Annotated in this window: 12 protein-coding genes and 1 tRNA gene; 6 read left to right on the top strand and 7 right to left on the bottom strand. The window is 66.3% G+C overall.

The window, feature by feature from the left end:
• Positions 1 to 52 precede the first annotated feature (52 nt).
• From ACQY8B_RS13105 to cysS, 6 genes are all read right to left on the bottom strand, one after another.
• Positions 53 to 145, bottom strand: a tRNA-Ser gene (locus tag ACQY8B_RS13105).
• Positions 146 to 172: 27 nt separating this feature from the next.
• Positions 173 to 1,441 (bottom strand): aspartate kinase, encoded by a 1,269-nt coding sequence (locus tag ACQY8B_RS13110; protein WP_422087095.1) that lies wholly within the window; start codon positions 1,439 to 1,441, stop codon positions 173 to 175.
• A 55-nt stretch (positions 1,442 to 1,496) separates the two neighbouring features.
• On the bottom strand, positions 1,497 to 2,474 hold the full coding sequence (gene tilS / locus ACQY8B_RS13115; protein ID WP_422087096.1) for a tRNA lysidine(34) synthetase TilS: 978 nt from the start codon (positions 2,472 to 2,474) through the stop codon (positions 1,497 to 1,499).
• A gap of 13 nt (positions 2,475 to 2,487) precedes the next feature.
• Positions 2,488 to 3,468: an acetyl-CoA carboxylase carboxyltransferase subunit alpha gene (locus ACQY8B_RS13120; RefSeq protein WP_422087097.1), complete on the bottom strand. Its 981-nt coding sequence runs from the start codon at positions 3,466 to 3,468 to the stop codon at positions 2,488 to 2,490.
• Between the two features lie 15 nt (positions 3,469 to 3,483).
• Positions 3,484 to 4,134 carry a DNA-3-methyladenine glycosylase family protein gene (locus ACQY8B_RS13125; protein ID WP_422087098.1) on the bottom strand — a complete coding sequence of 217 codons (651 nt, stop codon included), beginning with the start codon at positions 4,132 to 4,134 and terminating at the stop codon, positions 3,484 to 3,486.
• Positions 4,135 to 4,151: 17 nt separating this feature from the next.
• Positions 4,152 to 5,528, bottom strand: a complete 1,377-nt coding sequence (gene cysS, locus ACQY8B_RS13130) for a cysteine--tRNA ligase (RefSeq protein ID WP_422087099.1) — start codon at positions 5,526 to 5,528, stop codon at positions 4,152 to 4,154.
• A 189-nt stretch (positions 5,529 to 5,717) separates the two neighbouring features.
• On the opposite strand from cysS, the gene ACQY8B_RS13135 reads away from it, so the two are divergent.
• The 6 genes from ACQY8B_RS13135 (at position 5,718) to ACQY8B_RS13160 (ending at position 9,804) form a co-directional block, all read left to right on the top strand.
• Positions 5,718 to 6,305 (top strand): tetratricopeptide repeat protein, encoded by a 588-nt coding sequence (locus tag ACQY8B_RS13135; RefSeq protein WP_422087100.1) that lies wholly within the window; start codon positions 5,718 to 5,720, stop codon positions 6,303 to 6,305.
• 80 nt (positions 6,306 to 6,385) lie between these two features.
• The gene (locus ACQY8B_RS13140) at positions 6,386 to 6,979 is read left to right on the top strand and encodes a peptidylprolyl isomerase (protein ID WP_422087101.1); all 594 of its coding nucleotides are present in this window, start codon (positions 6,386 to 6,388) and stop codon (positions 6,977 to 6,979) included.
• Positions 6,980 to 7,005: 26 nt separating this feature from the next.
• Positions 7,006 to 7,518, top strand: coding sequence for a peptidylprolyl isomerase (locus tag ACQY8B_RS13145; RefSeq protein ID WP_422087102.1), 513 nt, complete (start codon positions 7,006 to 7,008; stop codon positions 7,516 to 7,518).
• Positions 7,519 to 7,543: 25 nt separating this feature from the next.
• The gene (locus tag ACQY8B_RS13150) at positions 7,544 to 8,305 is read left to right on the top strand and encodes a UDP-2,3-diacylglucosamine diphosphatase (protein WP_422087103.1); all 762 of its coding nucleotides are present in this window, start codon (positions 7,544 to 7,546) and stop codon (positions 8,303 to 8,305) included.
• Between the two features lie 17 nt (positions 8,306 to 8,322).
• On the top strand, positions 8,323 to 9,126 hold the full coding sequence (locus tag ACQY8B_RS13155) for a zinc-dependent peptidase (RefSeq protein ID WP_422087104.1): 804 nt from the start codon (positions 8,323 to 8,325) through the stop codon (positions 9,124 to 9,126).
• 81 nt (positions 9,127 to 9,207) lie between these two features.
• A complete protein-coding gene (locus tag ACQY8B_RS13160) occupies positions 9,208 to 9,804 on the top strand; it encodes a hypothetical protein (RefSeq protein ID WP_422087105.1) in 597 nt (198 codons plus the stop codon).
• Between the two features lie 74 nt (positions 9,805 to 9,878).
• On the opposite strand, the gene ACQY8B_RS13165 is transcribed toward ACQY8B_RS13160, so the two are convergent.
• Positions 9,879 to 12,713 carry a DUF349 domain-containing protein gene (locus ACQY8B_RS13165; RefSeq protein ID WP_422087106.1) on the bottom strand — a complete coding sequence of 945 codons (2,835 nt, stop codon included), beginning with the start codon at positions 12,711 to 12,713 and terminating at the stop codon, positions 9,879 to 9,881.
• Positions 12,714 to 12,913 lie beyond the last annotated feature (200 nt).

Raw genomic sequence — 12,913 nt, forward strand, 5'->3', positions numbered from 1 at the left:
TTCAGGAGCAGAAACAAAAAAGCCCAGCAGCGTGGAAGCTACTGGGCTTGTTTGGCGGAACCGGAGGGATTCGAACCCTCGATGAGGCTCTACACCCCATACTCCCTTAGCAGGGGAGCACCTTCGGCCACTCGGTCACAGTTCCTGAAAGAAGCCACGATTATGCCATTACTTAGGCGCTCGGTTGATCCAGATCGAACGCTTTATGCAGTGCGCGCACCGCAAGTTCCATATATTTTTCGTCGATCACGACCGAGGTCTTGATTTCGCTGGTCGAGATCATCTGGATGTTGATGCCCTCTTCGCTCAGCACGCGGAACATCTTGCTCGCGACGCCCACGTGGCTGCGCATGCCGATGCCCACGATGCTGACCTTGCAGATCTTGGTGTCGCCGACGATTTCGGTCGCGCCCAGCGAGGGCATGACCTTCGACTGCAGCAGGTCGACCGTCTTCGCGTATTCGTTGCGATGCACGGTGAAGCTGAAGTCGGTCTTGCCGTCCTTGCTCAGGTTCTGGATGATCACGTCGACTTCGATGTTGGCGTCTGCCACGGCACCGAGGATGTGATACGCGATGCCGGGCTTGTCGGGCACGCCGAGCACCGAGATCTTGGCTTCGTCGCGGTTGAATGCGATGCCGGATACGACGGCTTGTTCCATGTTTTCGTCTTCCTCGAAAGTGATCAGCGTGCCGGACTTGGCCTCTTCATTGATGTCGATGTCCCAGGGCGTGAAGCTCGAAAGCACACGCAGCGGCACCTTGTACTTGCCGGCGAATTCCACCGAGCGGATTTGCAGGACCTTGGAGCCCAGGCTCGCCATTTCGAGCATTTCCTCGAAGCTCACGGTCGTCAGGCGGCGTGCATCGGGCTCGACGCGCGGGTCGGTCGTGTAGACGCCGTCGACGTCGGTGTAGATCAGGCATTCGTTCGCCTTCATGGCCGCGGCGATGGCCACGGCCGAGGTGTCGCTGCCGCCACGGCCGAGCGTGGTGATGTTGCCGTCGTCGTCCACGCCCTGGAAGCCGGTGATGACCACCACCTTGCCCGCGTTCAGGTCGGCCATGACGCGCGCATCGTCGATGCTTTCGATGCGGGCCTTGGTGTAGGAGTTGTCGGTGCGCACCGAGACCTGCCAGCCGGCGTAGCTGACCGACTCGACGCCCTCTGCCTGCAGCGCGATGGCAAGCAGCGCCGACGACGCCTGCTCGCCGGTCGAGGCCAGCATGTCGAGCTCGCGGTTGTGCGCCACGCCAGGTTTGCTGGGCGCCAGCTCCTTGGCCAGGCCGAGCAGGCGGTTGGTCTCGCCGCTCATGGCACTCGGAACCACGATCATCTGGTGGCCTGCGCGCGCCCACTTGGCGACGCGCTTGGCGACATTCCTGATGCGCTCGGTCGAGCCCATCGACGTACCGCCGTATTTGTGAACGATCAATGCCATGGGTGAAATCAGAGAAAAGAAAAGGGCCGCTTGAAAGGCGGCGCCCTGCAAGCTGTCAGAGCAAAGTCTTCGGCGAGGGCAGGGCATTGTACCAATGCAGGAAATCGCCCTTCCGCTCGATGAATCCGGCGGCCACCTTGAGGTGGATCCGGTGGCCGCGCGTGGTGCAGGCGCGGACCTGGCTGAGCAGCTGCTCGAGCTGCGCCGCGCTGGGCGCGCAGCCGTGGGCCCGCATCAGCCAGTGGCGCAGCACATTGGCCTGCCGGGCATGCGACAAGGTTTGCAGCGTTGCAATGCGCGGCGGGTTGCCCACCGTCTCCAGGTCTTGGGCGGCAAGCTCGTCCAGCAGCTCCTGCGCCTGGGCGGCATGCCCGCTGCTGCGAGCGAAGGTGGCGCGGAACTGCGGAAAAGCCTGCGCCAGCGCCGGAAGCACCACGGCGCGAATCCGGTTGCGGGTGTAGCGCGCGTCGCCGTTGGTCGGGTCTTCGATCCACGGCAGGCCGCGCCCGGTCAGCCATTCACGGATGTCGGCACCGGCCACTCCCAGCAGCGGGCGATGGATTTCGAGCCCGCCCCGCTCCGCGTGCACCGGCATCGCGGCCAGCCCCGGAAGCCCCGCACCGCGCGAAAGCGCCAGCAACAGGGTTTCGATCTGGTCATCGGCGTGGTGGCCCAGCGCTATCGATTTGATAGCCGGAGCGCCCACATTCATGAGCGCCATCTCGGCAAACGCGCTGTAGCGGGCACGGCGGGCCGCGTCTTCCGGACTGTCTCCGCGCGCATGCCGTGCATCGACGCGATGAACGCGCAACGGTACGGCCAGACGTCCGCAAACGTCACGGCAATGCTGTTCGAAGTCGTCGGCTGCGGCCTGCAGCCCGTGATGCACGTGAAAGGCAACAACCTCGCCCGGCCGGCGCGCCGCGCAGGCGGCCAGCAGGGCCGTGGAATCGGCGCCCCCGCTGAACCCCACCGCCAGCGGCCAATGCGCCGGCTCGAACGCGGCCATGGCGCGTTCGAAAGCGGAGTTCATGACGGAGACTGCGTTACCTGCCGTTGTCGGCCTTGGTGTCGTTGAAACGGCCGTAGCTCTGCAGGCGCTCGTAGCGGCGATCCAGCAGTTCCTTCGGCTTCAGGTCGCTGACCTGGCGGAAGGCGTCGTTGAGCGCGCGCTTCAGGAACGCGGCCATCTGCCGATGGTCGCGGTGCGCGCCGCCGACGGGCTCGTTCACGATCTTGTCGACCAGGCCCAGCGCCTTGAGGCGGTGCGCGGTGATGCCCAATGCATCGGCCGCTTCCTGCGCCTTGTCGCTGGTCTTCCACAGGATGGAAGCGCAGCCCTCCGGACTGATCACCGAGTAGATCGAATACTGCAGCATCACCAGCTGGTCGCCGACCGAAATGGCCAGCGCGCCACCGGAACCGCCTTCGCCGATGATGGTGACGATGATCGGCACCTCGAGCTGAGCCATCTCGAAGATGTTGCGGCCGATGGCTTCCGACTGGCCGCGCTCCTCGGCGTCGATGCCGGGGTAGGCACCTGGCGTGTCCACGAAGGTGAACACCGGCAGCTTGAACTTCTCGGCCGTCTTCATGAGGCGCAGCGCCTTGCGGTAGCCCTCGGGCTTGCTCATGCCGAAGTTGCGCGCCGTACGTTCCTTGGTGTCGCGGCCCTTCTGGTGGCCCAGCACCATGCAGGGCACACCGTTGAAGCGCGCGAGGCCGCCCACGATCGACAGGTCGTCGGAAAAGTGCCGGTCGCCATGGAGTTCGACGAAATCGGTGAAGATTTCGTTGACGTAGTCGAGCGTATAGGGGCGCTCCGGATGCCGGGCGATCTTGGTGATCTGCCAGGGCGTCAGGTCGCTGTAGATGTCTTTGGTGAGTTGCTGGCTTTTCTTGCCGAGCTGATCGATTTCTTCAGAAATGTCGACCGCCGATTCGGTCTGTACATAGCGCAGTTCTTCGATCTTTGTTTCGAGTTCAGCAATGGGCTGCTCGAAGTCGAGGAAGGTTCGTTTCGCCAACGTCTTCTCCTGTGTTCAATATGCGACTGGAACCGGGTCCAGTGATCGCCAAATATACCAAGTCGCCACGCTGCAATACGGGGCCCAGGCCACGGCGACGTCGCGGGCATCGCTGCGGCTCACCGGATCGCCCGAAAAATAATTGACGCTGATGCCGTTGAGCAGTCCCAGGTCGTCTACAGGCAGCACGTTCGGGCGCATCAGGTGAAAGATGAGGAACATCTCGGCCGTCCAGCGGCCGATGCCGCGGATGGCCACGAGCTCTTCGATGATGAGCTCGTCCGACATGTCCTTCCACGAATCGACGTGCACCAGGCCCGAATCGAAGTGCAGGGCCAGGTCGACCAGGTACTCGATCTTGCGTGCCGAAAGGCCCGCGCCGCGCATGTCGTCGACCTTGAGCTTGAGCACGTTGGCCGGCGTCAGCTTGCGCGGCAATGCGGCGAACTTGTCCCAGACCGACTGCGCGGCCTTCACCGAAATCTGCTGGCCGACCACGCTGCGCGCCAGCGTGGTGAACGCGTCACCGCGCGATTCCAGGCAGGCGTCGCCGAACTTCGGGATCAACCGCTTCATGACGCGGTCTTTCCTGGAGAGATGCTTGCACGCCTCTTCCCAATAGTCCGGCGTATAGATCTGTACGCTGGACTTCTTGGTGGCGGGCATGGGGTTCGTCGTACCGTTCACTGCGCGGCCGCCCAGGTGGTTCCCGTGGGCGAGTCCTTGAGCACGATGCCCTGCTCGAGGAGTTCCTGGCGAATGCGATCGGCTTCGGCGAAGTTCTTTGCCGCCTTGGCAGCGGCACGCTCGGCAATGCGGGCCTGGATGGCCGCGTCGTCCAGCGTACTGCCGGCCTGCAGGAAAGCCCGCGGGTCGCCCTGCAGCAGGCCCAGCGAACCGGCCAGCGCTTTCAGCAAGCCGGCGGTCTCGGCGGACTTGGTGCGGTTGACCTCGCCGGCCAGTTCGAACAGCACGGCAATGGCTTCGGGCGTGCCGAAGTCCTCGTCCATGGCGGCCTTGAAGCGCGCGGCGTAGGGCTGGGCCCAGTCGATGGCCACTTCAGCCGGTGCGACGAGGTCGAGCGCGGTGTACAGGCGCTTGAGCGAATTGCGGGCGTCGTCCAGGTGCGCGTCGCTGTAGTTGAGCGCGCTGCGGTAATGCGTGCGTACCAGGAAGAAGCGCAGGCTTTCGGCGTCGTACTTCTGCAGCACTTCGCGGATGGTGAAGAAGTTGCCCAGGCTCTTGGACATCTTCTCGTTGTCCACGCGAACGAAGCCGTTGTGCACCCAGAAGCGCGACAGCGGCTTGCCGTTGGCGCCTTCGCTCTGGGCAATTTCGTTCTCGTGATGCGGGAACTGCAGGTCGGCACCTCCGCCGTGGATGTCGAAGGTCTCGCCCAGCGTGGCGCAGCTCATGGCCGAGCACTCGATGTGCCAGCCCGGCCGGCCGGTGCCGTAGGCGCTTTCCCATTTGGCGTCGGCGGGCTCGGTCGGCTTTGCGGCCTTCCAGAGCACGAAGTCGAGCGGGTCCTGCTTGCCGTCGAGCACGGCCACGCGCTCGCCCGCATGCAGTTCGTCGAGCGACTTGCCCGACAGCTTGCCGTAGCCCGGAAACTTGCGCACCGCGTAGTTCACGTCGCCGTTGTCCGAGCGGTAGGCCAGGCCCTTCTGCTCCAGCTTTTCGATGATGCCGAGCATCTGCGGCACGTATTCGGTGGCGCGCGGCTCGATGGTGGGCGGCTCGATGCCGAGCGCACCGATGTCCTCGTGCATGGCCGCGATCACTTCGTCGGTCAGCTCGCGGATGGTGATGCCGCGCTGTACGGAGCGGGCGATGATCTTGTCGTCGATGTCGGTGATGTTGCGCACGTAGGTCACGGCGTAGTCGCTGGCGCGCAGCCAGCGCTGCACCACGTCGAACGCCATCATCATGCGGGCGTGGCCGATGTGGCAGAAATCGTAGACCGTCATGCCGCAAACGTACATGCGCACCTGTCCGGGTTGCAGGGGGGAGAATTCCTCCAATTCACGCGACAGCGTGTTGTAGATGCGCAGACTCATGAGATTCGGAAAACGTCGCTTCGCGCACGTGCGGCACGGGCGAACGACGATGTTTTTCAGGGGTGACGGGGGCTGTGGTCGCGAGGGGTTGGACATGGCCCCTCGGCTACAATGCAACCTAGTATAAACGGCTGCTGCCGAGTATCTCCCGGGTGTTCCCCAAGCCCGCACTTCCCACTCCGAGGCTTCATGAAGCACGCCGCTTTCTCCAGACTCTCCCTTGCTTTCGTCCTGCTGTTCAGCCTGTGGGGCGCCGCGCATGCCAACGAGTATGACGACGTGAACACGCTGCTGCGCCAGGGCAAGCCGGCCGAAGCGCTCGCCAAGGCCGACACCTACATCGCCGGCAAGCCGCGCGACCCGCAGATGCGTTTCCTGCGCGGCGTGATCCTCACCGAGCAGAACAAGCAGGACGAGGCCATCGCCGCCTTCACCCAGCTCACGCAGGACTTCCCCGAGCTGTCCGAGCCCTACAACAACCTCGCCGCGCTCTATGCGTCGCAAAGCAAGTTCGACCAGGCGCGCTCCGCCCTCGAACAGGCCATCAAGCTCAACCCGAACTACGCCACCGCGCACGAGAACCTGGGCGACGTGTACGCCCGCCTCGCGGCACAGGAATACGTGCGCGCCCAGCAGTTCGCCAGCACCAATCCGAGCGTCGCGCCCAAGCTGGCGCTGATCCGCCAGATCTTCACGCCCAAGGCCGAAGCCGAGGCTGCCGCGCTGCCCAACGCGCCGGTGGTCATCCGCAAGCCGGTCGGCCGCACCAGCAAGTAAGCGAGCGAGGTCTCCCGCGCGACGGCGACAGATTCGTCGTGCGCCCCCCCGCTCTCCCCCATCCGCACACGGAGCATCACTTGACGATCCACGCACTCTCCCGATTCAGCCGCCGCAGCGCCCTCGTGCTGGCCGCCGCACTCACGTTCGCCGCCGCCGGGCATGCACAGACCTCCTCCCCGCGCGTCAAGCTCGCCACTTCGGCCGGCGACATCGTGGTCGAACTCGACGCCGCCAAGGCGCCGAAGTCGGTCGAGAACTTCCTGCAGTACGTCAACGACAAGCACTACGACGGCACGGTGTTCCACCGCGTCATCGACGGCTTCATGATCCAGGGTGGCGGCTTCACCGCCGACCTGAAGCAGAAGCCCACCCGAGCGCCCATTCCGCTGGAAGCCAGCAACGGCCTGAAGAACGACAAGTACACCATTGCCATGGCCCGCACCGGCAACCCCGATTCGGCCACCTCGCAGTTCTTCATCAACGTGAAGAACAACGACTCGCTCAACGCACCCAACCCCGACGGCTACGGCTACACCGTGTTCGGCAAGGTCGTCTCCGGCACCGACGTGGTCGACAAGATCCGCGCCGTGCAGACCGGCAACAAGGGCGGCATGCAGAACGTGCCTGTCGAGCCCATCACCATCAAGTCCGCCACCGTGGTGGCGAAGTAATCCGTTTTCCGAAGAAGGAGTCCCTCATGAGCAACCCACAAGTCGAACTGCACATCAAGAACTACGGCGTGATCACGCTCGAACTCGACGCCGCCAAGGCGCCGAAGTCGGTCGAGAACTTCGTCTCGTACGTCAAGAAGGGCCACTACGACAACACGGTGTTCCACCGCGTGATCCCCGGTTTCATGGTGCAGGGCGGCGGTTTCGAGCCCGGCATGACGCAAAAACCCACCGGCGCCGAGATCGAGAACGAAGCCAACAACGGCCTGAAAAACGACAACTACACCGTCGCCATGGCCCGCACCAGCGCGCCCCACTCGGCCACGGCCCAGTTCTTCATCAACGTGTCGGACAACGGCTTCCTGAACCACACCGCGCCTTCGGCCCAGGGCTGGGGCTATGCCGTGTTCGGCAAGGTCGTCTCCGGCACCGAGGTCGTCGACAAGATCAAGGCCGTGAAGACGGGCCGCAAGGGCTTCCATGACGACGTGCCGCTCGAAGACGTCGTGATCGAAAAGGCCGTCGTCACTGCAGAGTGATCGCGAGCCCCCGGTGGCGGCAGCGATGACGGTGTTCAATGAACTGGTGGCGCCCGCCGCCTGGCGCACTGTCGACCTGATCTCCGACCTGCACCTGCAGGCCGGCGAGCACGCCACTTTCGAGGCCTGGCAGGGCTACCTGCAGACCACGCCGGCCGACGCGCTGATCATCCTCGGCGACCTGTTCGAAGTGTGGGTCGGCGACGATGCCGCCGCCCAGCCCGGCTTCGAGGCGCAATGCGCCGAACTGCTGCGCCGTACGGCGCAGCGACTGCCGGTGTACTTCATGCACGGCAACCGCGACTTCCTGGTCGGCCCCGCGCTCGCGGCGCAATGCGGCTTCACGCTGCTGGACGACCCCACGGTGCTGGTGCTGCATGGCCAGCGCTGGCTGCTGAGCCACGGCGATGCCCTCTGCCTCGAAGACACCGACTACCTCAAGTTCCGCGCCCAGGTTCGCACGCCCGCATGGCAGGCTGCGTTTCTCGCGCGCCCGCTCGAGGAGCGCCGTGCGCTCGCACGTTCGATGCGGGTGCAGAGCGAGGACCGCAAGCGCGATCCCTCTGTCGTCTGGGCCGACGTCGACACCGCCGCCGCGCGCCAATGGCTGCAGCAGGCCCAGGCCAACGCCCTGGTGCACGGCCACACGCATCGCCCCGCCGATCACGACCTGGGCGAAGGCCTGCGCCGCATCGTTCTGAGCGACTGGGACGCAGCCGCCCATCCGCCGCGCGCGCAGCTGCTCTGTCTTTCCTCCGCCGGCGCCCAGCGCGTCGATCTGCGCTAGCCGCGCCGCCGCCACCGATGTTCAAGTGGCTGCGCCGGTTGCGCGCCCTGCCCCCGATCCCCGATGCCGCATGGCAGGCCGTGCTTACGCGCTACGCTTTCCTCGCCGACCGCCCCGCCGCCGACCTGCAAAGGCTGCGCACCCTGACCGCCGAGTTCCTTCGCGACAAGGAATTCCACGGCGCCCGCAACTTCAGCATCACCAATGAAGTGGCGCTGGCCATCGCCGCGCAGGCCGTGCTCCCGGTGCTGCATCTCAAGGGCGGCCTGGCCTGGTACGACGATTTCGTCGGCATCGTGGTGCATCGCTCCGAGGTCGTGGCCCGCCGCAAGGTGGTCGACGACGCGCAGGTGGTGCATGAGTACAACGAGGTCGTGGCCGGCGAGGCCATGGACCGCGGCCCGGTCATGCTGAGCTGGGACGACGTGCTCGCGAGCAGCATTACCTCGGACCGCGGCTACAACGTCGTGATCCACGAGTTCGCCCACAAGATCGACATGCGCAACGGCGACGCCAACGGCTGCCCGCCACTGCCGGCCGGCTTTGCGGGCAAGCGCAATGCGCGCGAGGCCCGCGCGGCGTGGATGGCCGTGCTGAAGCCCGCCTACGACGACTTCCGCGAAAAAACCATCCTGGCCGAACGCTTCGGTGCCGAACCGCCGTGGCTCGACGCCTACGGGGCGACATCGATCAGCGAGTTCTTCGCCGTCGCCTGCGAGGCCTACTTCGTGAACCGCCCGAATTTCGGCCGGGACTTCCCCGAAGTGCTCGCGATCTTCGATGAATTCTTTCTGCCTAAAAGGCCTCAATCCCTCGTCTGATCTCGATTGTTTGCTATCTATTTGATAGCGATCCAACCTTTAATATTGACGGGTTATCAACTCGCAAAAAAGGTAAACAACATGAGGGATTGGTTCTATCAGCTCACCGGCAAGGCATGGCTTGCGCTGGTGATCGGCATCGGAATCCTGGGGTGGGCAGGCTACGCACAGTTCAAGGCCAACGCCGACACGCACGGCACGGCGGTCGAAGACCTGGTGGCCAAAAGCGGCACCATCGTCAGCGGCAGCGAAATCACCGAAACCACCAAGCGCCGACGCGGCGGCAGCACGACGCGCCGCTATTTCGTGCTCGACGCCAAGGTGGCCGACGGCAGCAGCGAAAAATGGCGCGTCGACTATGCGGTGGGCCGCAGCAAGCTGGAGCCGCTGATCGACGAAGCGGTCGACGTACGCGTCGATCCCTCGGACAACAACCTGGTCTACGAGGTCAAGTTGAAGGGCCAGCCGGTGGTGTCGCTGGCCGATGTGCAGAAAATCATGGAAAACAAGGACAAGGCGGCGGCGTCGAGCGCTACCGACAAAGGCACGCTGATCGTCGGCATCGTCGCGCTGTTGCTGGGCATCGGCGGGCTGTTCATCCGGCGCCGCATTGCCAGCGGCCATGCGGCGGAACAGGCGGCGGCGGTGCAGACGCCTGTGATCGGCGAGAAGGTCTGACCTTCCCCCTGCCCTCGCAGCCCAAAGAAAAAGACGCCCGCGGGCGTCTTTTTCATGGCTGCAGGAAAACGGCCTTACTTGCGCAGCAGCGCCTTCAGCGCGTTCTGCAGGCGACGGGCGCTCGCGGCGTCGTGCGCGGCGGCCAGCACCTTGCCGGCGTCCTGGCCCCAGGTCTGTGCCGGCGCCGGATCGCCCCGCTTCGTCAGCAGCTTGAGCTGCAGCGCGCGGCGTGCATCGAGTTGCTCGGCGGGCGTCGGCACTTCGGCGGCCATTTCGAGGCGCAGCAGCGCTTCGGCGGCATCGCCCGCAGCAGCCGTCGGCGCGGAGCCGATGGCCTGCGACCAGCCGGTGCGCACGGCCGGCGTAACGGCGCGACCCAGTTCCTGCACGCTGGGCAGGCGGGCGGCATCGCGCTGCTCCCAGGCGCCGAGCACCTGCGTCAAGGCTTCGCCGTGCGCCTGCGCGGCGAGCTTGCGCAGTGCCATGTCGGCGCGCTCGAGCGCTTCGCGCTGGGCGCGGAAAGCCGCGTCGCCAAGGCGCGGGCCGCGGTCTTCACGCGGCGGACGGTCGCCGAAGCGGCCGCCACCAGGGGCTCCGCGATCGCCACGATCACCGGAGCGCGGAGCGCCACGATCGCCGCCGGGGCGACCCGGGCCACCCGCACCGGGCCGGCCGGCATCGCGCCGGTCGCCGAAGCGGCCGCCAGCGCCGCGAGCGGCGGGCGCCGCCTCGGTCTTCTTGCTGCTCGGACGGTCGTCGCCGCGCATGGCAACCACCGGCTTGGGCGCGGGCTTCGGCGCGGCAGCGGGGGCTTCCGCAGCGGCGTCGCTGCGTGCCGAGGCGTCCGCGCCATCGGCGGGCGCCACCAGATCGGCCGAAGCGGCAGGCGCCTCGGTGTGCGTGCCGGGCGAGGCTTCCGCGTCGCTCGGGCTGGGTGCCTGCTCAGCGCTCTCGCCGAATTCGGCAGCGGCCTGGCCCGGAGCCACGACCTCGGTCGCGCCGACCGACGGGCCGTCGCTCGTGGGGGCTGCCTGCTCGGCCTTCGGAGCCGGAGGCGGCGCTTCACCACGCAGCGCGCCTTCCAGGCGAGCGATGGCCGCGCGGATCTTCTGCACATCGCCGCCGGCATTGGCGGCATCGAGCGCCTTCGAGGCGTCGAGCACATGGCGGTCGTGCTCGCTCATCGCGGCCGAAGCCTTTTCACGCTCGGCCGTCTTGCGATTGAAGGCCTCGTCGATGGGCGCGCGGAAGGCGTCCCACAGCTTCTGCTCGTGGCGGCGGTCGAGCGGCACGCCTTGCGCCTCGGCCTGCCAGCGCTGCTGCAGCGCCTTGACGGCGTCGATACGCAGCATTGGCTGGGCGCCGAGCTCGGTCGCCTCGGCAATCATGGCCTGACGACGCTCGACACTCGCCTTCTGCGCAGTCTCGAACGGTGCACGGGCGGCACCGAAGGCTTCGTTCCACTGCGGCTGCAGTTCCGCGAAGACCTTCTCGCCCACATGGCCGGCGTCGCGCCAGCGGTCGGCGAACTGGTGCAGCGCACGGTTGTGCGCCTTCAGGTCGGTGGCGCCGGCGTGTTCCGCTGCCCAGGCCTTGACTTCTTCGATGAGTGCCACGCGATGGGCGCGGTGCTCGGCAGCGTCGGCGCGGACTTTCTCCAGCCAGGCCTCGACCACCTTGTGGGCCTCGTTGCAGGCTTCGTCGAAGCGCTTCCAGAGCGCGTGGTTCGGCACGCCACCCTGGTCGGCCTGCTTCCACTGGTCGCGCAGGGCGCGCAGCGTTTCCTGCATCTTGCGGCCGCCGAGGGCCTGGCCTTCGGGACGCTTGAGCAAGCCTTCGGCCTTGGCGACGAGGTCTTCGCGCACCTTGTCGGCGCTCCAGCGCTGCCAGCCTTCGAGTTCGCCGGCGGCCACGAGCGCGGCATGCACGCGGGCTTCTAGCGGCGCCTCGACCAGCTTGCCGTGTTCCTTGAGTACGGCGCGCAGCGCGGCTGCGGCGCCGGCGCTGGCCTTGCCGTGGCCTTCGGCGGTTTCCTGCTCGAGCTTGGCGAGCGCGGCCTGCACCGCGTCTTGCGCGGCGGCACGCACGGCCGGATCGACCTTGGGCACGGCAGGGCGTGCGGGAGCGGCGACCTTCGGAGCTACGACTTCACCACGCGCGGCGCGCAGTTCGTCTGCCCACACGGGCACTGGCGGCAGCGGCGCCGCGGCATCCGCGGCGGCAGCAATGGCCAGGGCCAGCGCGCTGTGGAAGGAGTCGGAGACCACCAGCAGTTGCGACTTCGACGACTCGAGCTGCGGCGCGAACTTGGCGTCCAGGCTAGTCCAGTTGGCGTCGCCGGTGATTTCGGTCGCCTGCTGCTGCCAGTGGGCCACGTCGGCGCGCAGCGATTCTTCGGCGGCCTGGGCGTCCTGCCAGCCCTTGGTCGACAGCACTTCGAAGCGCTGGGCCAGCAGCACGGCGGCTTCGCGGTGCACCTGCGCGCGATGCTGCAGGTCTTCGATGCCCTTGACGCGCTCCGCCAGCTTGAGCTTCAGGCCGGCCAGCGGTTCACGCGACAGCGGTGCGCCGGCCTTGGCGGCGTCACGCTGCCATGCCAGTGCGTCGGCGATGTTGAGCTTGGACTGTGCGAGCAGCGCCTCGGCCTTTTGCGCCCATTCGGCCGCAATGGCCTCCTGGCCCTTGGCGCGCTTGAGTTCGTCGAGTTTTTCGCGCAGCAGGCGTGCGGCGCCCTTGTCACGTCCGCTCAGCTCCTTGAAGACTTCCTGCATCTGCTCGGGCGCGGGGTTGCCAGCGAGCCAGTCGCGGATGCGCGCGGCGCGCTCGCCGGAAGTCGGCGCGGTGAAGGCGCCGCCGGTCAGCGTGTCGAGGGCCTGAATGTCGTGTGGCTTGGAAGAAGTAGAGGTCACTGCGCGAAATCGTTGTCTTAGTAGAGAAAGCAAAGGCGCCGGCAAGGGCCGGCGCACATCGACATTTTCACCCAGTTGCGGCCGGCCACCGAATTCCGTCCTGGAACCGTGACGAGCCCGGGGTTGCTGGCTGGGAGATTGACGGACTACATATATAGCAAGCGGTGGAAAAAAACCAAGTCCCTGGGGCGGTTCTGCCG

The organism is Variovorax sp., from assembly GCF_965279555.1.
Taxonomy (GTDB): Bacteria; Pseudomonadota; Gammaproteobacteria; order Burkholderiales; family Burkholderiaceae_C; genus Variovorax.